Here is a 23,526-nt window from a genome sequence, read left to right as displayed (position 1 = left end):
GTCTCTCAAAGCGGCTGCAAATATAGAGACCTTTTCCGGTCTCACAATACCTTTTGTAATTTATTTTTAACCTTTTTCAGAAGATGCTCCGGTACGCCCTAAAAAACAATCACTTACCAATATTTAATATTTTGATGCTACTCGACTTGATCAGATGACCGAACCTGATTTTACTCAATTCCTCCCCTATTTCGTCAGTTGCGTCATGGGAAGTGATCAAGCGTATATACTAATAATATATCACCTTCTACAAGGGTTATTGATCCACATTTCTCTCAAATCGTACTTATTTCAGAATTTCGCCTAGCTGTGAAAACAACTATTCTTCTTTATGAACCAGAAAATGTCTTTCTTTCGGAACAGAGTATTTACGACACACCAACCAAATCAATATGAACCCACAGAGTTCCGACATGTCTATATTATCTCCTCCTGTTATCAGTCTGGGTAAACGATTGCTATTTCAATATTAATATATCCGAACAAAAAGGATGAGAATTAGAATTGAAATGCCATATTCCAATTCTTTTTGCAGTAATTTGTATTTGGGAAAGAATCATACGAATTCCTTTATATGGGTATTTGTATTTTGTTCCGATACTAAAAACAATGACTTTGCGTTTTGCTTTTACTCCATTTTAAAGTAACTTGAAATGCATTTAATACTGATTATCAAGCACAGTAACCAAGATAAAATTACACATCTAATAAAAACAAGAGATTAACCATGAGAAAAAATCTATCCAGATATTTACTTATTTTATCATTCACCCTATTTATTAATACGATTAAAGCACAAACGCAATCGTTTAAACCAGCTTTTGACACGCTTGCTGTTAGCAATCAGTTTGAATATCTATACAGCAAATCAAATTCTTTCGAAGAATACAAGGTAATATCGAAGAGCGGCTATAGTCTGCTTAAAAAAAATTCACTTGATAGTATTCAGATGTACAAACAAGAAGCTGATAGCCATTTGCAAGAAATAAATGCGCTGAAGAGTAACTTAAACTCCACCAATTCTGAAATTGAGAACTTAAAAGGAGAACTGAGTTCAACACAACAATTAAAAGATAGCATTAGCTTTTTAGGTGCTGATATTTCCAAAGGTTCGTATAATGCTATCGTTTGGGGATTGATCATCGCACTCGCCCTGCTTTCCGTTGTCTTATTCTCGATGTTTAAACGCGGACATCAGGTTGTAAAGTCGACAAAAGCCAGATTGACCGAAGTCCAGGAGGATTTGGAGAAACTCCGGAAAAATGCTCTTGTAAGAGAACAAAAACTTGCTCGCGAATTAATGGACTATAAACTAAAGCATAAACCAAACCGGTAATTTGATCAAGGTCCGACAATCAGAATCGACTTAATTCAATATTCTACAAAACACGAAACCCAGCTGTAAAAAGCTGGGTTTCGTGTTACTATTTATTCTGTCGACTATTGCATCTCGTATTTATAAGATCCTAAATCGCTAAGATCAGAAGTTCTTATAAACTCTGCATTTGCCCGCACCTGTGCTTTGGCCATGCGAATATAATTTTTAGCCGACTTGGCAAAAATCGCATCCCGGTTAGCATCCAGTACAAGCAGGTAACTCATAATGATATGGCCTCCCATTTCCACCAAACGTCGAGCATGAAAATCGATAAACTCATTGTCATCGGTGCCCACCACTTTATTAACCGCTTGCTCATACTCGTCAGTCAATATGATCAAAGTACGACGTAAGTGTTCCAACTCCGGTGAAATTTTCGCTGCTTCGTAGGCGCGTATCTGCTTTAAATAGGCTCCGGTTGTTACTCCTCGAATCGCCGCAACTACTTGTAACTGCGTAGTCCCTTCGTAAATTGATGTGATTCTTGCATCACGATAAATCCGTTCAACCGGATAATCTTTCATAAAGCCGGAACCACCATGAATCTGAACCGCATCATAAGCCAACTGGTTACTGTATTCACTTGCCATTCCTTTTACTAGCGGTGTAAAAATATCAGCCAATCGTTGGTAGGTTTTCATTTCATCACGCTCTTCTTTTTCAAGCTTACGTTCTTCGGCAATATGCATGTAAGTTTTGTACATATCTACAAAACGAGCTGTTTCATACAGAAGTGTGCGCGATGCATCCAGCTTGGCTTTCATATTCGACAGCATTTCGTAAACTGCCGGGAATCGCATGATTGCTTTTCCGAACTGAACACGTTCTTTCGCGTAAGCCAACGCCTCGCGGTAGGCGGCCTCGGAAACACCAACCGATTGAGCCGCAATTCCCAGGCGGGCGCCGTTCATCAACGCCATCACGTATTTAATCAGTCCCATTTTACGAGAACCAACTAATTCTGCAGGTGCATCTTTAAAAACCAACTCGCAGGTTGGCGAACCGATGATTCCCATTTTGTGTTCAATCCGCCGAACACTGACTCCTCCATCTCTTTTATCGTAAATAAACATGGATAATCCACGACCATCTTTGGTTCCGGGCTCCGAACGTGCAAGTACCAGTGAAATATCACCATCACCATTGGTAATAAAACGCTTTACACCGTTTAATATCCATTTACCCGACTTTTCATCGTAAACAGCTTTCAACTGAACGGCTTGTAAATCAGATCCAGCGTCGGGCTCTGTTAAATCCATTGCCATGGTGTCACCATTGCAAACACGAGTCAAATATTTCTCCTTTTGTTCTTCTGAGGCAAATTCATTGATAGTTTCAGCACAATCTTGCAATCCCCAAATGTTTACAAAGCCTGCATCAGCGCGTGAAACAATATCCGCAGCCATGATGTATGGCACAATTGGGAAGTTTAAACCTCCATACTTGCGAGGAAGTGACATGCCCATCAAGCCAGCTTTATTCAAAGCTTCAATATTTTCAGAGGTGCCACGTGCGTATATAACGTGCCCCTCAACGACCTGAGGACCCTCAGCATCAATCGACTCTGCATTTGGACCAACAATATCGCCACAAATTTCACCAACAACTTCCAGTACTTTATCAAAGTTGTCCATCGCGTCTTCATGATCCATAGGAGCATAATCAAACGCACCTGATTCTGAGAAATTCCTTTCCTTTAAACGGACAATTTTTTCCATCAAAGGATGATTCAAGTGGAACTTCAGTTCTTTATTATCATTATAATAATTAGCCATTTCTTTAAAGTTTAAGGTTCACAAGATTACTTGGTATTCTGTTTATAATACTTGATCATTTTAGGTAAGACTGTAGCGACATCGCCGGTAATCACATAATCGGCTACCGAATTAATCGGTGCTTCAGGATCAGTATTAATTGCAATAATCTGTGCAGATTCCTCCATCCCCGCGCGGTGTTGAATTTGTCCTGAAATTCCACAAGCTATGTATAGCTTCGGGCGGACTGTCACCCCGGTTTGTCCAATTTGACGTTCGTGGTCAACATAGCCAGCATCCACAGCAGCACGTGAAGCACCAACTTCTCCGCCTAAAACTTCTGCTAAATCATACAGTAACTGAAAGTTTTCTTTCGATCCCATTCCATAGCCACCGGCTATCACAATGGGAGCTGCCTTCATATTCACTTTACTTTTTTCCATGTGACGCTCGATGATTTCAACAACGAAATCAGCTTCACTCACATATTTAGCTACTTCAAGCTTTACAAGTTTTCCCTTGTATTTCGGATCAACTACTTCTTTTTTCATTACCCCCTCGCGAACGGTGGCCATCTGAGGGCGACAATCGGGGTTGATAATGGTTGCAATAATATTACCTCCAAAAGCGGGACGAATTTGGTAAAGCAAGTTCTCGTAATTCTTATCTTGCTTTTTATCGAAATGATCGCCAATAATCAAACTTGTGCAATCGGCAGTTAAACCACTATGTAGAGCCGAAGAAACCCGTGGCCCCAAATCGCGACCAATAGACGAAGCGCCCATCAAAGCAATTTGTGGTTTTTGTTCCTGAAAAAGCTTCACAATTATTGAGGTATGCGGCAAAGTACTATATGGATATAACCGTTTATCATCAGCTATAAAAACGGTGTCGACTCCATAAGGGTAAATTTCCTTCTCGATACCATCCAATTCGCTTCCAATCACAATAGCATCTAGCTGGCAGCCTAATTCATTGGCCAATGAGCGGCCTTTAGTCATCAGTTCCTGACTTACTTCAGCAACCTGTCCGTCTTCTATCTCGCAATATACAAATACGTTATTCATAATCGTTCAGTTAGGGTTTTAACCAATGGTGTGACTTTCAATTAACTCACGCATCAGTTCATCAATATCATTATCAGATGAGCTAATAATTTTTGCATCTTTCGCTTGAAGGACAACATTCTCCACTGTTTTCACCTTGGTTGGTGAGCCACTCAAGCCAAGCTCTGCTTGTTCTACCTCAATGTCATTTACCGTCCATTCCGGAATATTCAGGTAAGGACGATCATTGTACAAATGCAGGTAATCTTCATTCGAGTTTTGCAATTCAGTCACCGTTTTGGCGTGTTTGCATTTCATCAAAAGCTTTGAATTACGGGCACGACAATCCGGAGCTGAGCCATTCACGGTCATCACAAGAGGAATTGGACAAGAAACCGTTTCCACGCCACGCTCCAACCGTCGTTTCATGAAAACCTTACCTTTTTCTATTTTCTGAACTTCCTCAACATAGGTTACTTGCGGAATACCTAATTTTTCGGCTACTTGCGGACCTACCTGAGCGGTATCACCATCAATGGCCTGACGACCTGCAATAATGATATCGTAGTCTTTCACTTTTTTTAATGCTTGCGAAATGGCATAGGAAGTAGCCAGGGTATCAGAACCTGCAAACGCTCGATCTGTTAACAAAATCCCGCCGTCAGCACCGCGAAACATTCCTTCTCGAATAATTTCGGCTGCTCGCCCGGGTCCCATCGTTAAAATTGTTACAGTCGATCCGGGGAAAGAATCTTTAATTCGCAATGCCTGCTCCAGTGCATTCAAATCTTCCGGATTAAAAATCGCAGATAAAGCTGCCCGATTGATCGTTCCGTCAGCTTTCATGGCGTCTTTGCCAACATTGCGGGTATCAGGTACCTGCTTGGCAAGAACAATAATCTTATACGCCTTCATAGTATTTAAATTTGTTTGTTTTATTGAATTGGTTTTATCTCCCTCCCCTTCCCCAGTTCTCAAGATCACATCAAACTCAACTGGTGATTTATCAAGAAAGGCAGGCAAATATAGCCAAACAGCCCAAAGAAATCAAGGATTCTGGCAGCCTGAAGAAATTCACCACAATGGCATTGATCATTTTTTCAATTGTGAAATTTTATTTTGAAGGTAAACTCTCGCTAAAAAAACCTAATTTACGAGCTTTTAGAACAAAAAAGCTACATCTTTCGAAACATGGCACACTTAAAACCCGGTATGCTTATTTATAATCATTTTAAAGAATTATAACTTTTGCAAAAAACGATGAAAATAATACTTTTGACATTTATACACTCTCTGAAAAAATTCTTCTTTCAAAATTCGAGCTTTAATTTTTGTATTTCTATTTTTGTCCTGTACCATTCCGTAAGTATTTGAAGTGGATAGACATATTGAGGATAAATTTCTTATACGGCAATTGAACAAAGGGGATATTGATGCCTTCAATAAGCTTTTTGATTTATACAGTTCAAAATTGTATCATTTTTCTTTGGGCTATCTGAAATCAAGAGAGGATTCGGAAGAGCTGGTTCAGGATATTTTTTGTAAGCTTTGGGATAACAGAAAGCTGATCAAGGAGAATCATGATTTCAAAGCCTACCTTTTTACAATTGCATTCAACTATATCAAGAAACATTTTCGTTCAAAAGCCATCATCAACAAATATGTGAATTATACTTCCGGGACACAAACGAGTTTTATGGAAGATGATGTCAATTACCCCTCGCTCAAAAATCTTGTTGACGATCTTGTTGAAAAAATGCCTGAAAAACGGAGAGCTGTTTTTATCAAAAGTCGCTTTGAGGGTAAAAGCAATTCAGACATATCCGAAGAATTAAACATTAGTAAAAGCACGGTCGAAAACCACTTAAATCTGGCATTGAGATTTCTCCGAAACAACATTGGAACAGAGAATCTTACAGTGGCTCTTTTCTTCTCACTGTTTATCCAATAGTATTTTTTTTGCATTTTGCTTAGGTGCAAATCACTCATTAAGGATATTCCTTGTATACATTCTTTTAGACAACGCAATGTCCGAATCACTAAAAAAACGAATAAACGAATATGTCCGCACTTCAAATAGTCTGGATGAAGAATTCGTGTTAAACTCCTATCTCGATTCAGAGAATGAGGATAATCTTAAAAACATCGCCAATGAACACTGGGAGAAATCTTCATCTTCAAAGATCGATTTACGACACGTACTTAACAGTGTCCATTTCTACATCAATTCCAAATCGAATCGAACTTCTACTAAAACCAAATTCCTACAGACGTATTATCGAGCTGCGGCCATCCTCTTAATTCCCTTGCTTATAGCAAGTCTCTACTTGGCTGTTCAAAACTATACCCAATCACATGCGTATGCCCAAATTGAAGCCCCAAGAGGCTCGAGAGTGCATTTTTCGCTTCCTGATGGGAGTATCGGTTATTTAAATGGAGGTTCACAGATGAAATATTCCACCAACTTCACGAAGGAAAGGAATGTGATTCTTTCGGGCGAAGGGTATTTCGAAGTAGAAAAAGATAAAAACCATCCATTCACCGTTGAGACCGAGCATGCAAGAATTCATGTGCTCGGTACAAAGTTTGACGTTTGCGCTTACCCTAAAGACAACGAAGTAATAACTACGCTTGAAGAAGGCGAGGTTCAGATTACCAGTGCACAGGACAATCAAAAAGCAACCTTACAACCGGGAGAGCAAAACCGCTTAAATATACAAACCGGAGAGATGGTTAACAGTAATGTAGATACAAAACTTTATACATCCTGGAAAGAGGAAATTTTGAGATTTGACAACGCAACTTTTCATGAAGTTGTAAAAAAGATGGAGCGTTGGTACGGTGTGAATATCAAGCTTGATCGGGAATTATTCCATGGAGAAAATTATACTTTAACAATAAAGACAGAGAGTTTACGAGAAATGCTTCAGCTACTCTCCATAACTGCTCCCATCGAATACTCAATAAAAGAAGACCATGTAGAAATATCTCAAAAAATGAATTAGCTATTATTAACGACAAAAAATGTAATGTAAACGCACTAGAAAAAAAGGGAAAAGTGCTGGCACACTCCTCCCTTTAGTCAAATTAAAAACCCGTAAGGGCATGTTTAACTTAGTAAGACAAACTTATGAAAAAAAAATTGTTGTGTAACGACGGTAGGTCATTTTGTGGCCTATCCCGATTAATTCGCATTATGAAACTAACAACCTTTCTCTTACTTGTCGCGTTTGTCGGGGCTCAAGCTAGAGGCCTATCGCAGACAGCCGATCTGAATCTAAAGGTTCAAGAGCAATCGGTAAAAGATGTACTTCGTCAAATTGAAGATCAAAGTGATTATTTCTTTATGTACAACGACACGAAAATTGACGTTCAGCGTAAAGTTAACCTTGATCTAGAAAACGAAAAAATCAGTGAAGTGTTAGATGCCCTATTTGAAGGTACAAACACGAAATATGTAATTAAAAATCGACAAATCGTTCTTTATCCTAAAGGCGAGAATCAATCATTGACTAACCAGCAAGTCAGCGAGGTTTCCGGAGTTGTAAGCGATTCGCAAGGCCCACTGCCAGGTGTTACAGTTGTCGTAAAAGGGACTACTCAAGGCACAGTTACTGACCTCGATGGTAAGTATACGATCAGCAATCTACCCGACAATGCCGTTTTAGTTTTCTCTTTTGTTGGAATGAAACCCAAAGAAGTTCCAGCTAGAAAGTCAACTATTAACGTTACTATGGAAGAATCTTCAATTGGGCTAGATGAAGTCGTTGCTGTTGGATATGGAACTGTGAAAAGAGGTAACTTAACTGGATCTATTTCCTCCATGTCTGGTGAAGACCTACAAAAAATCCCAATTGCCAATGCTGCAGAAGCAATTAAAGGTCGCCTTCCCGGGGTAAATGTATTAACTGTTGATGGTTCTCCTGACGCAGAAGTTGTTATCCGTGTCCGTGGAGGTGGTTCTGTAACCCAAGATAACTCCCCGTTGTTCGTAGTGGACGGGTTCATTGTTTCCAGCATCCGCGATGTTCCACCAAACGATATTGCTAGTATTAACGTTCTAAAAGATGCTGCAGCAACTGCTATTTATGGAGCCCAGGCATCGAATGGTGTAATCCTGATTACAACCAAAAGCCCAAAGGCTGGAAAAACGACAGTAAGTTACAATGGCTACCTTCAACTCAAAACACTTCCATCGGAACGCAAGTATGACGTTCTAGGACCATATGATTTTGTGATGATGCAGTATGAACATGCCAAAGTGAGAAGTGAAACAGATTTAAGAAATTTTGAAAAGTACTATGGCAAATATGATGACCTAGAATTGTACAAAAACAAGCCTGGTACTGATTGGCAAGAAGAATTATTTGGCGGCCAAACTGATATCTTTGGGCAAAATGTAGCCCTTTCGCAGTCACACAATATAAGTGTCAGCGGGGGTACCCAGCAAACGAAAGTAAGCCTAAGCCTAACCAACGACACCAATGATGGCCTTATGGTTAACAATGGCTACAGAAGGAATGTGATCAACTTTAAATTAAATCATAGCATTTCTGAATCACTCAAATTGGAGACATCGGCCAGAATTACTGATACTAAAGTAGATGGTGCTGGAACTTCCGGAGGTGCAAATATTCGAGTGAAAAATGTTATAACCGCGCGTCCTGTTAACGGTATTGCCGATGAGTTGGACATTGACCTAACCAGTATCGATTCATCGGATGATTATCAATCCTTTTTGCTTAGCTTAATTAACCCGATTGAATTGGCGAAGCAGGATTGGAGACAGAAAAATACAATGAACTATGTTCTGCAGGCAGGTTTAAGCTGGTACCCTATTGACAATATGATTTTAAGATCAACGGTTACAAGTAGCAAAACGTTTGAAGAGCAACTGAGATATTATGGTCCTCTAACCAGCCAATCCAGACAAGAAGGAAACAGCTTGCCGCTTGGAACGATGGATAATCGGGAAAATGAATCTTATCGTTTATTAAATACAGCGAGCTACACTTTTGAAAATATGGGAGAACATGCTTTAGACCTGCTGGTAGGTAATGAAATTTATTCTAATGGCGGAAAAAGAAGCATTGTAAGAGCTGAAAATTTCAGGGAATCTATGCAGCCAGAGGAGATGTTTGCAAACATGGCCCTTGGAACTACTGATTCTTATTCTACAAGTCAATCGACCGATCAAACGAGAATTTCGTTCTTTGGACGTGCTAATTACCAGTTTAAAGATCGTTACTTAATTACAACCACGTTAAGAACCGACGCATCAAGTAAGTTTTCAAAAGAAAACCGATTGGGAGTATTTCCAGCTGTAGCATTGGGATGGAAAATCAATGAAGAGTACTTCATGAATGGGTTCTCGAATCTGAATGAGTTAAAATTGCGTTATAGCTTTGGAGCAACCGGTAACGACCGTATCCCTGCGAATGCCACAAAATTTTTATTTGAGGCATCTACCAACAATGGACCAGGGATGGGAACGAACTCTTATAACGCGTACTATTCACCTGAAGGTTCAACCTTGTTTAATCCAAACATTGTATGGGAAACAACCATCAATCAAAACCTTGGTTTAGACTGGGTACTCTATAATGGAGCAATTCGAGGGACACTTGATCTTTATTACAACAAAACGAAAGACCTTCTGCTTGCCCAGGCGATTTCTCCTATTTCCGGATTTGCCACACAGTGGAACAACGTTGGTAGTACTTCAAACAAGGGGATTGAGCTACTGCTAAGTGGCTACATTATTGACAAAAGTGATTTCACCCTGACTGCCAATCTAAACTTTGGGATCAACAAAGCAAACATTGACAAATTAGAATATGATTATTTAGAAGACGAAAACGGGAATCTTGTTCCTGCTAGTCGCTTCTACCAGTCGAACTGGTCAAGTACTGACTTAAAAGATCGTGATGACTTTTATCTGGAAGTTGACCAAACCATTGGTTTGATATACGGATATGTCAATGACGGAATGTATACAGTAGATGATTTTTCAGGTTATGATGAAGTTTCAAACACCTATGCTTTAAAAGATGGCATCCCTGATAATAAAAACACCTTAGGAGTTAGTGATGTTCGCCCGGGATATATGAAACTGAAAGACTTAAATGATGATGGAGAAATCAACAGCCAGGACCGTCAGGTAATTGGAAGTGCATTGCCTGATGCTACTGGAGGATTTGGATTTGATGCTACCTTCAAAGGATTTGATGCATCTATATTATTTAACTGGTCAATTGGAAATGACGTTTATAACACTGGTAAAATTGATTATAACCAACTGTACAGAACACGTTACGGAAACATGTTAACTACAATGAGTCCTGATAACCGATTCACTTATATTGATGTTGATGGAACCTATACAGGTACGGCTGGAGAAGTAGTTACCGATCTGGAACAATTAGGACAGTTAAATGCCGACAAAGAAGTTTGGAGTGGTAGCAACTCTTTTGGTCAAGCCACAACCGTAATTAGCGACTGGGCTGTTGAAGATGGTTCATTCTTACGTCTGAATAACCTAACATTAGGTTACACAGTTCCCAAAACACTTACTTCGCGCATTGGGGTTTCTCAATTTAGAGTTTATGCTACTGGCAATAACCTGTGGCTTTGGACTAAGTATTCAGGATATGATCCAGAAGTAAGTACGACAAGAAGTAGTAGTTATGCTGCCCTTACTCCGGGTGTCGATTACTCTTCATACCCAAGGAGTCGTTCGTTTACATTTGGTGTAAATGTTACCTTTTAACAAATTGTAATGATGATTAAACATATGAATATGAAACTTAAATATTTTCTATATACACTGGTCGTATTCGCCTTTACTTCCTGTGACGATTACCTTGAGCCAGAGTCTCTATCAACTTTCGACTCAAGCTACATCTTTTCCAATGCTGAAGATGCCAGAAAAGCTGTGAATGCAATGTATGTGCACTTCAGCCATGATGGATTCCGTTCTCGATTGTCAAACAACATGACTGGTAATACAGATATTGAACACGCCGGAGGATCCAGCGATGGAGCCCGTTACCAGATCTGGCGTTTAGATGCCCAAGAAAACAACGGTGACTTAAAATACGTTTGGGATATTGGCTATCAAGCAATCCGCGATGCAAATATTGCAATTGAAGGAATCATGGCTAGCGATGCATTAAACTCCGATGACGCTGCTCTTTCTAGAAAAATGTCTCATCTCCTTGGTGAAGCATATACCATGCGAGCTTATTGGTATAGTATGTTAATTTATTATTTTGGAGATGTTCCATTTTCACAAGAAGCTCCTAAAGTAGATGTAGAATTTGATCTACCAAAAGAAGACCGCAATGTCATTCTGACGAATGTCATACAGGATATGATTGATATCGAGGAAAAAATGATGTGGGCTGATGAAGTACAATTCGGAATTGAGCAAATCAACCGCGAATATACTCTTGGGATGATTGCACGTTTAGCACTGCAACGTGGTGGATACTACCTGACTCCACAACTTAGTATGGAGCGTCAGTCAGACTATTTGGACTATTATCAAATAGCCAAAGAGTATACGAAAAAACTAATGGATTTAAAAGATCGTGAATTGCCTACTGACTTTAGACAAATCTTTTTGAATCAGTGCAAATTTATTTCACCGGTAAATAGTGACATCTTATTTGAAGTTCCATTCGCCATTGGTGAAGGTGACGTCGGTTGGAATATTGGTATACGTGTTGATGCAGGAACCCATCCATACGGAAGTGGATCCAATTACATGGCTATGCCTCCAACATACTTCTATTCATTCGATACATTGGATCAACGTCTGGATGTAACATGCGGACTTTACACAATTGACAAAGACTTCGTTCAGCAATTGGTTAGTACCGGTAATATGAATATCTCTCAAGGAAAATGGAGTCGTGAATTTCTTGATACGCCCCCAGGGCCATCTACCAATAAGGGTACAGGTATCAATTGGCCTATGTTGCGGTATTCTGACGTAATATTGATGTATGCTGAAGCAGAAAATGAGCTGAATGGCCCTACTGCCTCTGCACAAGATGCCTTAAAAAGAGTTCGTCAACGTGCATTTGATGAATCTGCGTGGTCTGAAAAAGTGGATCAATATGTTGCCAATGTTTCTGGAAGCAAAGAAGACTTCTTTGAGGCAATAGTTGATGAAAGAGCCTGGGAATTTGGAGGCGAAATGATTCGTAAGTATGAACTGATTCGTTGGAACCTGTATTACGACAAAGTCGAAGAAACAGTTGGGGGCTGCAAAAAAATGGCCGTTGAAGCTTTTGAAGGAACAAGTGATCTGCCAGATTACGTATATACCAAATTAGCTGAAAATGGAGACCTGATTATTTACAATAAATTCGAGAAAGTACTGGCGGCTCCAGATGATACATGGGAACGAGAATCCTGGTTAATCAATATGTATGATGAAACGCGTGCTGATGGATATGCAGAATGGATTACCCGAGATTGGGATAACTATGTAACCCCCTCGAATATTGGCGTACCTGATGGTGTAATTCGATACATTTTCCCAATCCCTCGTATTGCCATTGATAGCAGTGAAGAATTAGAACCGAACAATGGTTACGGATTCAATTTTTAATCCAAAACGTTTAATGTAAAATTTTTGAATCATGAAAATAAACAAATTCAATATAAAGACACTTCTATTAATCTTTGTTGTCGGCTTATTGCTTTTTAACGCCTGTAAAGATAATGAAGAGGTCTTTCCAAGAACCCGTTTGTTCCAGCCTGTATTAAACGAAGACCTGGAAGCGATTGACAACACAATCCATGTTAATCTGGCAAAATTGAAACAAGCGGAAAACTATACCATCGAGGTTAGTAGAGATTCTTTTGCAACCGACCCCATCTACTCGTTTGCAGTTGACACAAACGAATTCATCATCGATGAATCTGTAATTGGCGAAGAACTATTGTGGTTCACCATTTACCAGGTGAGAGCAACTGCTCATGCCGATGAAGCACAATACAATAGTTTACCTTCGTTGTTGGGAAGTATCAGAACTGATAAGTTTCCATCCAACCAGGGAGCTCCCGGTATATTCGATGTTACCGACACACGAGCCCGGGTATTTTGGACGCCATCAGGTGCGCCAATTACTGCCGTTAAGGTATACTCCATCGACGATGAACGGCTTGCAAATCCAATTTCAACATTTGATGTTACTGACGAAGATCGCGAAGCACAAATGAAAATAGTGACTGGATTGGAAGCCGAGACAGAGTATCAAATGGCCATTTTCAGTGAGGGCAATCTCAGAGGTTGGGAAATCTACACAACAAAAGTTGCACAAGAGACAGGAGACCACATTATCGACTTATCAGGTCTTGAAGACGGTTTTGTACTTGCTGACACGCTTGATGATGTTGCTGATGGAAGTGTGATCAGACTCGAAGGTGGTAAAACCTATGAAGCCGGAGGTTATGCATTCGACAAATCAATTTCATTTATTTCCGGGTATAGCTTTACCCCTGCACTCCCAATAATCGACTGTGGTTCAAACTTCAATATTGTTGAAGGAAGTAACGTTAGTTACGTAACTTTCAAATCCGTAAAGTTAACTGCAGCTGATGGATTTGGTGGTAGATATGTATTTAACATTGATGTAAGTGGTTCAGTTGGAGAAATTAAATTTGAATCATGCGAAATTAGAACACTCCGTGGAATATCCAGAATAAAAGGAGGAGAAGGCGTTCTTGACAAGTTCACGATTGACAATTGTGTTATCGATAGTATCAATGGTTATGGCGTTTTGGCTGTAGATAAAAATAGCTGGAAGTGTAATGATATTTCAATTACAAATTCGACAATCTCTAAAGTCATTTATTTCCTCATTAGCCGTAATAATTCAAATTCTATCTTAATCGATGCATGTACCCTTAATGAGGTTCCCGAAAAAGGAAGACAACTTTTACGCTGGAGAGAAGGCGGACAGGATGACGTGTTGAACGGTGTAACAATATCCAATTCGATTATCGGACATGGCTGGAATAAAGATGGCGGAGAAGACTATTTAATTGATGGTTATGATGGAATGGCCAACACAACCTTCAATGTTGTCAACACATATGTTACAAGTGACTTTGGTTATGGCGAAGGAAAAGATGAAATCCCAGGGTTAACAACATTCATTTATCCGGGAACAGCCGCAGAACTATGGACAGATCCATATTTCACCCTGGATTTCAGCTTCTTGGATACTGGATTTTCAGGAAAAGCTAACAGTGGCGATCCTCGCTGGAGAATTACGCTTTAAGAAAAGGTTCAATTTTCACAATCGAACGAGTATACTTAAAGGTTAAACTATGAATTGAAGATTCGGTGTTCTTTACAGGACACCGATCTTCAGTTTTAGACGAAAATAAAGTCGACAGATCTTCATTTTAATACACTCCTAACAAAAGAAATAAAGCTTATGACCCGAAATTCTATCGTAACATTTATCATGCTGCTTATTATATCGCTGACCGGCTTTGCTCAACCAGGATCAATCGATGCCGATATCATCGTTGCACAAGATGGTAGTGGCGACTTTACAAAAATCCAGGATGCGATCAATGCCGTTGAATCAAATAGTGATCGACAAACAATTATTTACATCAAAAGAGGACTTTATTCGACTGAAAAAATAATCGTTCCTGCTGAGAAAAAGAACGTTTATCTCATTGGCGAAAGTCGCGATGAGACCATTATCAGCTACCACATCTACGATTGCCCTGATGGCAAATGTCCGACAGAAGATGCGGCATTGTGGAGTGGCGAAAATATAAGAACATCGGCAACATTAACGATCATTGGAAATGGTTTCAGAGCCGAAAACTTAACGATTGAAAATACAGCGGGTCCCGTGGGACAAGCACAGGCAATTACCGTAAGAGCAGACAGAGTTGTTTTCTTCAATTGTAACCTCACTGGCTACCAGGATACAATTTATTTCTGGTCTGACGGAAAAAGATGCTACATGGAAAACTGTTTGGTCGTTGGTCGAACGGATTATATCTATGGCGGCGGAATTGCATTCTTTCAATCTTGCGAAATCCGAAGTTGGGGTGGCGGTTGGATTACTGCACCTTCCACCAATCGGGAATTCGATTACGGTTTTGTATTTCATGAATGTCAACTTACCTATGCTGCAAATAGTCCGCGGGCAGGCGATGATGGTGCATTGGTTCGCTTCGGCCGGCCATGGCACGAGTACCCCAAAGTAGCTTGGCTGTATTGTGAGATGACTGAAAAAATTCATCCTGAAGGTTGGGGCGACACCTGGAATATGGAATATGCTGCAACCAGCACCGATTTGCATCTGTATGAATATGGCAACTCCGGAGCAGGAGCAGATATGAGTGGTCGTGCAAACTGGGCCGGGCTGAGAGCTCTAACGGCTGAAGAAGCATCAAATTATACTGTTCAGAATGTATTGGGCGGTAACGACAAATGGGACCCAACCGCTGAAGCGCCATTGATTACAACTTACGAATGGACCGGTGCCGGAACCTCTAACGGTTGGATGGATGCCGCAAACTGGGGTACAGAAACAACCCCAACAACTGGTGAAGCTGCCGTAGTTGATGATAATTATATTGTTGATGCTGACGGTGGTGATTTTTTAGCTGACTTAAACTTAAAAAACTCAGCAAAATTAAATATCATCGCAAATAGCTCGGCCAATTATTTGGCTACCTACGGAACAGAAATCCAAGCGGCTACCACTGCCAGTTTCGATGGAAAAATTACTACAAAAGATACGATTGTATTTAATATTACCGGCACACTAAGCTTGGATGCACAGTTAACCGGAGTTCACGAACTAATCAAAAAAGGAACCGGAAAACTTATCTTAAATGAAGACAACACAAGTTTTTCAGGAGCTATCCGTGTTGACAACGGAGAGCTTGATGCCGCTGTCGCCAACTCGCTGGGAAAAGGGAAAGTATCGGTTCAAAGTGGTTCGACATTAACAATTAGCAATAATACGGCACTCCAGCCAACTTCGAAATTACTGGTAGAAGCCGGAGCAACCTTAAAACTGAATGCCGATATAACAACAAGTGAATTTTACATTGATGGAGTTATTCAGGAGGTGGGAACCTACACCGCAGCTACCAACCCGGGACTAATAACCGGAACCGGGCAAATAATAATCGGCCGACCTTCTGAATTCACATTTATTGGTGGTGCAAATGGTAACTGGGACAATCCGGCACACTTTGTTCCTGCGCTAATGCCGGAAGCCGGAGAAACAGTGAACGTTTCCATTGAAATGGAAACAACATCTACCGTTTTTGAAGCTGACATCCATTTGATGAGCCCGGGAAATATGCGCTTGCGTGGAGAACATTCCAGCACCGGAACAATTACGATGGAGGAGGGAACCTACTTTACCTATAGTACGGGAGGAACTGGATTTACACTGAGCGCTCCAATTACACTTGCCGGTGATGTAAAAATGACCATGGCTAGTGGAAATTCCAGTGGTAGTTCAATGGTTCTTGGAGGTTCAATCACTGGTGAACATACCGTTACAGTGATCAACAACGGAAGAGGAACAGTTAATTCTGGCACTGTTGTTCTTCGGGGCGACAACATTGGATTCAGCGGAGTCTGGGATTTGACCTCGCCAAGCGAAAGATACCCCAACGACAACAGTTATATTACAGCTATTGACGGGCAATCTGCCAATGCATTTGGCCAGGGATTAATAGCTGCAGGATTAGATAATAAAATCATTTTCAGCCATGTTGATGCTGTTGGAGACGATATTAACGTGGAATTGACTGGTTCGGCCAGAGTTGTTCTAAATGTTGATATGAACGTAAAAAGTCTTAAAGTCAATGATCAGAACTTCGGACAAGGAACTTATTCCGCGACTACAAATCCTGAGTATTTTGAAGGAACAGGTTCTATTACCGTGAGTTGGCCGGTAGGCACCAACGAAATTCAGCAAACCAACCGGATTGAATTACTCAAAAATTCGATTTTAATCCATGGAGATAAATCAGAAGTAACAGTCTATTCCGTTTTAGGATCGCCTGTTATGAATATCAAAAATAAAAATACAATTAGTCTAAACGGTTTGAAAAAAGGCATTTATATTATCCAATATAGTATTGATGGAAACTCAGGAACAATGAAGTTTTCAAAATAACAGGACAAGACAAATGAAGAAGATCAAAATATTATTGCCCCTGTTTTTCATCTGGATGATAACTTTTCATCTATTTGCGCAAGACCCAATACCCGCTTTCCCGGGAGCGGAAGGACATGGCAAGTATGTAACGGGTGGACGAGGAGGACAAGTCTATTTTGTAACCCACCTCAATGATGACAAAACCATGGGGTCACTCCGAAAAGGAGTTGAAATGTCAGGAGCTCGAATAATCCTATTCAAGGTCTCCGGAACCATTCAACTGAAATCGGATTTGAAAATAGAAAATAATAACATCACAATTGCCGGACAAACGGCTCCGGGAGAAGGAATCTGTTTGCGCGATTATCCGGTGAAAGTGAATGCCGATAACGTTATTATTCGGTTTATGCGCTTTCGCATGGGAGATGCTGCCCAGCAAGAAGACGATGCAATAGGAGGTCGCTTCCACAAGAATATCATTATTGACCACTGCTCAATGAGTTGGTCAACCGATGAGTGCGTATCATTCTACCAGAACGAGAACTTTACCCTACAATGGAGCATGATTTCTGAAAGCCTCCGAAATTCGGTTCATGAAAAAGGGAATCATGGCTACGGAGGAATCTGGGGTGGCAAACATGCTTCTTTCCACCATAACCTATTAGCCAGTCACGATAGTCGTAATCCCAGACTGGGTGAATACAATGGCGACCCCTTTGCATTAACGGACAATGTTGATTTACGAAATAATGTCATTTATAATTGGGGAGGCAATAGCTGCTATGGAGGTGAAGCCATGAATGTAAACATTGTTAACTGTTACTATAAACCGGGACCTAACACCACAAAAAAGGAGCGTATCGTATCTATCGACTATGAAAAAGAATCAGACAAAGCAACCTATCAAATTTGGGGTAAGTTTTACATTAGTGGAAATATACTAACTGAATCTGACCGAGCAACAAACGATAATTGGACTTACGGCGTATATAACCAGTTTCATGGTTCATATGGAACAGTTTCGGAAGAAGACAAAACTGGAATGCGTATTGATTCTCCTCATCCAACAGGAGAGATTACAACCCATACTGCTGAAATGGCGTATGAAAAAGTGATGGAATATGTTGGAGTTTCGTTGGTTCGTGATACTGTTGACAAACGCATCATACACGATGTAAGAACCGGAACTGCAACCTTCATGAATGGAGGCAATGGAAGTACCAATGGAATTATTGACACACAAACTGCCGTCGGTGGATGGCCGGAATTAAAATCGACAGAAGCACCCGCTGACACAGACGCTGATGGTATGCCCGATGAGTGGGAAAACTCAAACGGACTAAACAGCAACGATCCGGCCGACGCTCAATTAAAAACTATTGATGAAACCTATCCAAATCTGGAGGTTTATTTGAATAGTTTGGTGGCTACAATTATCGAAAACCAGAACGAAGGAGGAATATCAACCGCCTCAATTGAAATTAAGAAAGATAACGACTCTTTAAATGTTTACTATAATGCAATGAGTAGCGAATTACATATCGGGCACTCCAACATTATCAAACAAATTAAGATCTATTCGATTACCGGAAAACTGATTACAGCTAGCGACTTCAATCAAAAAGAAGTTGATTTAGGTCTGACGGGGCTTCATAAAGGAATTTATGTAGCTTGCTTATCAGACAACAAAAATAAATTATATACTAAAAAGTTTTTTATACAATGAAATTTAAAAATCAAATTCTCAGTATTCTATTTGTCTTTGCCTTTTGTTTAATTTCAATTGCTCAGACAGAAAATCTGCCTGCATTCCCGAGTGCCGAAGGTGGCGGTAAATATACAACCGGAGGACGTGGAGGACAAGTTTACTATGTGACCAATCTAAAAGATGATGGAACACAAGGTACGCTTAGGGTCGGAGTTCAGAATATATCGGGACCACGGATTATCATGTTTAAAGTATCCGGAACGATTAAATTGAAATCACAACTAAAAATCAGCCGCCCAAATATTACGATTGCCGGCCAAACAGCTCCCGGCGATGGAATCTGCATACGCGATTATTCTGTGGTTGTTGAAACTGACAATGTAATCATCCGTTATCTACGTTTTAGGTTGGGCGACGAGACCAATCAACAGAATGATGCCATTTGGGGACGCAGACATAAAAACATCATCCTCGACCACTGCTCCATGAGCTGGAGTACCGATGAATGTGCGTCATTTTACGACAATGAAAATTTTACCATGCAATGGTGCCTTCTCGCTGAAAGCTTACGTATATCAGTTCATGACAAAGGGACACACGGCTATGGTGGGATTTGGGGAGGAAAAACAGCATCCTTCCATCATAATTTACTCGCCCATCACGATAGTCGCAATCCACGATTCAATGGTAGCAGGTACTCTAATCAACCGGAATTAGAAAAAGTGGATTATAGAAATAATGTCATCTACAATTGGGGAGGAAATAGTGCCTATGCTGGCGAAGGCGGTAGCTACAATATTATAAACAACTACTACAAAGCGGGCCCCGCAACCTCATCATCTAAAGCAGACCGGATCATGCAACCTTATCCGGATAATGGAGGGAACAATCAGCCTGCGGGCGTTTATGGAACCTTTTATGTTGATGGGAATTACATTACAGCGAGTAGCCAAACAACAAATAACAACTGGCTCGGAATCGATCCTCACTCATCTTTTTCAGACTATGGTGTTAGCAAAGATGATTTAAAATCGGATACAGCGTACCAAATTGCATCATGCATTACCCAGGACGCCGAAAAAGCCTATGAAAAAGTATTACAGTACGTGGGAGCAAGCCTTGTAAGAGATACGGTTGACAGCCGGATTGTATATGACGTTGAAACAGGTACTGCAACAGTTATGGATGGAGGAAATGGTAGCTCCAAAGGATTAATTGATACGCAATCTGCCGTTGGCGGATGGCCTGAGTTAAAGTCGACCGAAGCCCCTTCCGATTCGGATGAAGATGGAATGCCTGATGATTGGGAAGACGCTAATGGATTGAATAAAAATGACGCCAATGATGCCTGGCTAACAACTGTTGATGGGGAGTATCCGAACCTCGAAGTTTACCTAAACAGTTTGGTTAGCCATATTTCTGAAGAACAGTATAAAGATGGAGTTGTTTCCGATCCTCCCACTTCATCTGTGCAAATCAATAAGACTAAGAATAGTTTGATCCTATTTTACAACCAATCCAATGGTATATTGCAAGTCAACCATCAAAATACAATTAAAGAAGTAAGTATTTATTCCATATCAGGTCAGTTAATTTCGACCTATAAAGTCAATGAAAAACAACTTCACCTGCAACTGCCTTCAATCAAAAAGGGAGTATATATTACTCGCATAAGAGACGAAAAGCAATACAACTACTCCGGTAAGTTTGTTGCAACAAAATAATACGCGTCGGTAAATCTTCTGTTCTTTCTAAAAAAAGACCACTTATTAATGTAAAAATAAGTGGTCTTTTCTGTACAAATCGAATCACAATCAGCTGTTCAACATCAACTTAAGCGAAAAATCTTATCTTCTTTATCTTATACGCGATTGATTCGATTACTTGAATTACCAATAAGTCCACTCCTTAAATTTATTTGTTCTCGTTCGCCTTACTCATTTAGACTAATTTTAAATGCTGATATATAAAAGTAACTGATACTTTTATTATTTTTGAAGCAAATACTAAATTTTGAACTTATGAAGAAGAAGATTTTTTACACGTTCGTGCTGCTTTCATTATTCAGTTTGGGAGCCATTGCACAAACCACCCTTTATTTACACACCGACCAGGCAGAAACAAAAATTAACCGGGAAATTTACGGTCATTTTGCCGAGCACCTCGGCCGCTGTATCTATGGCGGCATTTATGTTGGTGAAGATTCTGACATTCCAAATATCCGGGGATTCCGCGAAGATCTTGTGTACGCATTGAAAGACATGGAAATTCCGTTGCTGCGTTGGCCCGGCGGATGTTTTGGTGATACCTACCACTGGAAAGACGGTATTGGACCTAAACACGAGCGCCCATCCATGGTCAATGTTCACTGGGGAGGCGTTACCGAAGACAACAGTTTTGGAACCCACGAATTCCTTGATTTTTGCGAATTAATTGAAGCGGAGCCTTACATCAATTTAAATGTTGGTTCGGGAACCGTTCGGGAAGCGGCAGAGTGGGTTGAATATGTTACCTCAAAAAACATCAGTCCAATGACCGATCTTCGCAAAAAAAATGGAAGAGAAGAACCCTGGGATGTTAAATACTGGGGCATTGGAAATGAAAACTGGGGATGCGGAGGAAACATGACTCCGGAATATTATGCTGACCTGTATATTCGTTTCGCCTCGTATTGCCATGGTGATTTATATCGTATTGCAGGTGGACCTAATGTTGACGACTACAACTGGATGGAAGTTTTGATGAAGAAAACGACCCGCCATAATCGCCATCGTCGTCTCGTGCAAGGTGTTTCACTACACAATTACACCTTCACCAATAGTTGGGGGGATAAAGGATCGGCAACTGATTTTGATGAAAAAGGGTGGATTTCGGTCTTAAATAATACACTGAAAATGGAAACACTGTTGGAACGTCATTCAACCATCATGGATAAATATGATCCCAATAAAGAAATTGGGCTGATCGTTGACGAATGGGGAAACTGGTTCAATGTTGAGCCCGGCACAACCCCCGGATTCCTTTACCAGCAAAATACCTTGCGCGACGCGCTGGTTGCCGGAATCAACCTCAACTTGTTCAACAACCACGCGGATCGTGTAAAAATGTCGAACATTGCACAAACAGTCAATGTACTGCAGTCGGTTATTTTAACCAAGGACGAGGAGATTGTGTTGACACCAACTTATTATGTCTTTAAGATGTACGCGGTTCATCAGGATGCCACTTTGATTCCGATAAACCTGAAGAGCGGACAGTACAAGTATGATGGGAAATCGGTTCCCTCGGTTTATGGTTCGGCCTCAACCAAAGATGGCGTCGTTTCCATCACACTCTGCAACCTCAATCCCAACAAGGCAGAAACAATTGACATCAATATTACCGGACAGGAATTTGCTTCTTCAACCGGACAAATAATTACTGCCACAAACATGAATGATTACAACGACTTTGGACAGGAAGAAAAAGTAACGTTGAAATCGTTTAGCGTGAAGAAACCCAAGAATGGCAAAGTGAGCGTTGAACTACCCGCCAAATCGGTGGTACTGGTCCAGCTTCAATAAGCATAGGTTAATTAAAAGAAAGGGGAGCCCGCTGGGCTCCCCTTTCTTTTGATATTTATTTTATTCAGCATCGCCGCGAATCTCAACTCGCCTGATTTTGCCGGAAATTGTTTTTGGGAGCTCGTCAACAAACTCCACAATACGTGGATATTTATAAGGAGCTGTTGTATTTTTAACATGTTCCTGGATTTCTTTAGCTAACACAGGTGTGCCTGGCCGGTATTCCTGCGCCAACACAATACTTGCTTTTACCACTTGTCCACGCACCTCATCGGGAGCAGCGGTAACTGCACATTCAACAATTGCCGGATGCTCCATCAACGCGCTTTCCACTTCAAATGGTCCGATGCGATAACCAGAGCTTTTAATCACATCGTCGGTGCGCCCCACAAACCAAAAATAACCATCCTCATCGCGCGAGGCCAGATCTCCGGTATGGTAAAACCCGTCGTGCCAAACAAGCTCGGTAAGTTCCTTATCGCGATAGTACTCGCTGAAAAGTCCTACTGGAGTATTTTTATCAGTTCGAATCACAATCTCGCCAATTTCATTCGTCTCGCACAGTCGATTTTCAGCATGAAAAAGTTGAATATCATAAGTCGGGTTCGGAACTCCCATTGAGCCGGGTTTTGGTTCCATCCACGGGAAAGTGGCGATTGCCAAAACCGTTTCCGTTTGCCCATAACCTTCCATCAGCTTGATGCCAGTGAGTTTAAGAAACTGGTTATAAACTTCGGCATTCAGCGGCTCACCAGCCACTGTGCAATACCGGAGCGATGACAGATCGTATTTAGTCAATCCTTAAAAACAAAATAAATCACTGGTTATCAACAGGTAGTGTGAATAAAATCCGTGATTTCAAGGTGTTAAATTGCAAGGTTATTAGTAAATTAGGGAAAAAGCTTGCA

At 40.6% G+C, this 23,526-nt stretch carries 14 protein-coding genes; 10 read left to right on the top strand and 4 right to left on the bottom strand.

The genetic code is table 11. The features are described 5' to 3' along the window. Positions 1 to 727: 727 nt before the first annotated feature. The gene (locus GR929_RS21085; protein ID WP_159523693.1) at positions 728 to 1,336 is read left to right on the top strand and encodes a hypothetical protein; all 609 of its coding nucleotides are present in this window, start codon (positions 728 to 730) and stop codon (positions 1,334 to 1,336) included. 104 nt (positions 1,337 to 1,440) lie between these two features. Here the strand turns inward: GR929_RS21085 and GR929_RS21080 are convergent, their stop codons facing one another. The 3 genes from GR929_RS21080 to GR929_RS21070 are packed head-to-tail and all read right to left on the bottom strand — an operon-like array spanning position 1,441 to position 5,093. Continuing rightward, on the bottom strand, positions 1,441 to 3,153 hold the full coding sequence (locus GR929_RS21080) for an acyl-CoA dehydrogenase family protein (RefSeq protein ID WP_159523691.1): 1,713 nt from the start codon (positions 3,151 to 3,153) through the stop codon (positions 1,441 to 1,443). A gap of 26 nt (positions 3,154 to 3,179) precedes the next feature. Further along, positions 3,180 to 4,199 (bottom strand): electron transfer flavoprotein subunit alpha/FixB family protein, encoded by a 1,020-nt coding sequence (locus GR929_RS21075; protein ID WP_159523689.1) that lies wholly within the window; start codon positions 4,197 to 4,199, stop codon positions 3,180 to 3,182. 18 nt (positions 4,200 to 4,217) lie between these two features. Then, positions 4,218 to 5,093: an electron transfer flavoprotein subunit beta/FixA family protein gene (locus tag GR929_RS21070; RefSeq protein WP_159523687.1), complete on the bottom strand. Its 876-nt coding sequence runs from the start codon at positions 5,091 to 5,093 to the stop codon at positions 4,218 to 4,220. A 460-nt stretch (positions 5,094 to 5,553) separates the two neighbouring features. Between GR929_RS21070 and GR929_RS21065 the strand changes: the two genes are divergently transcribed. The 9 genes from GR929_RS21065 (at position 5,554) to GR929_RS21025 (ending at position 22,618) form a co-directional block, all read left to right on the top strand. After that, the gene (locus tag GR929_RS21065; protein ID WP_159523685.1) at positions 5,554 to 6,129 is read left to right on the top strand and encodes an RNA polymerase sigma-70 factor; all 576 of its coding nucleotides are present in this window, start codon (positions 5,554 to 5,556) and stop codon (positions 6,127 to 6,129) included. A gap of 76 nt (positions 6,130 to 6,205) precedes the next feature. After that, positions 6,206 to 7,183, top strand: a complete 978-nt coding sequence (locus GR929_RS21060; protein ID WP_159523683.1) for a FecR family protein — start codon at positions 6,206 to 6,208, stop codon at positions 7,181 to 7,183. A 125-nt stretch (positions 7,184 to 7,308) separates the two neighbouring features. Then, positions 7,309 to 10,947 (top strand): TonB-dependent receptor, encoded by a 3,639-nt coding sequence (locus GR929_RS21055; RefSeq protein WP_235934548.1) that lies wholly within the window; start codon positions 7,309 to 7,311, stop codon positions 10,945 to 10,947. A gap of 30 nt (positions 10,948 to 10,977) precedes the next feature. Continuing rightward, positions 10,978 to 12,798: a RagB/SusD family nutrient uptake outer membrane protein gene (locus tag GR929_RS21050; protein WP_159523679.1), complete on the top strand. Its 1,821-nt coding sequence runs from the start codon at positions 10,978 to 10,980 to the stop codon at positions 12,796 to 12,798. A 31-nt stretch (positions 12,799 to 12,829) separates the two neighbouring features. Further along, positions 12,830 to 14,476 carry a DUF4957 domain-containing protein gene (locus GR929_RS21045; protein ID WP_159523677.1) on the top strand — a complete coding sequence of 549 codons (1,647 nt, stop codon included), beginning with the start codon at positions 12,830 to 12,832 and terminating at the stop codon, positions 14,474 to 14,476. 159 nt (positions 14,477 to 14,635) lie between these two features. Continuing rightward, complete coding sequence (locus GR929_RS21040; protein WP_159523675.1) at positions 14,636 to 17,365, top strand: pectinesterase family protein; 2,730 nt, start codon at positions 14,636 to 14,638, stop codon at positions 17,363 to 17,365. A gap of 13 nt (positions 17,366 to 17,378) precedes the next feature. Next, positions 17,379 to 19,073, top strand: a complete 1,695-nt coding sequence (locus tag GR929_RS21035; protein WP_159523673.1) for a T9SS type A sorting domain-containing protein — start codon at positions 17,379 to 17,381, stop codon at positions 19,071 to 19,073. Continuing rightward, a complete protein-coding gene (locus tag GR929_RS21030; protein WP_159523671.1) occupies positions 19,070 to 20,779 on the top strand; it encodes a T9SS type A sorting domain-containing protein in 1,710 nt (569 codons plus the stop codon). The genes GR929_RS21035 and GR929_RS21030 overlap by 4 nt, the downstream gene beginning before the upstream one ends. A 297-nt stretch (positions 20,780 to 21,076) precedes the next feature. Then, complete coding sequence (locus GR929_RS21025; RefSeq protein ID WP_159523669.1) at positions 21,077 to 22,618, top strand: alpha-N-arabinofuranosidase; 1,542 nt, start codon at positions 21,077 to 21,079, stop codon at positions 22,616 to 22,618. 60 nt (positions 22,619 to 22,678) lie between these two features. Here GR929_RS21025 and GR929_RS21020 read toward each other — a convergent pair whose 3' ends face one another. Further along, positions 22,679 to 23,416, bottom strand: coding sequence for an AMP-binding enzyme (locus tag GR929_RS21020; protein WP_201301087.1), 738 nt, complete (start codon positions 23,414 to 23,416; stop codon positions 22,679 to 22,681). Positions 23,417 to 23,526 lie beyond the last annotated feature (110 nt).

Source organism: Sunxiuqinia indica (genome assembly GCF_009847015.1).
GTDB lineage: Bacteria > Bacteroidota > Bacteroidia > Bacteroidales > Prolixibacteraceae > Sunxiuqinia > Sunxiuqinia indica.
Note: the sequence above shows the minus strand (reverse complement) of the source record. Positions and strands in the feature narration are given on the sequence as shown.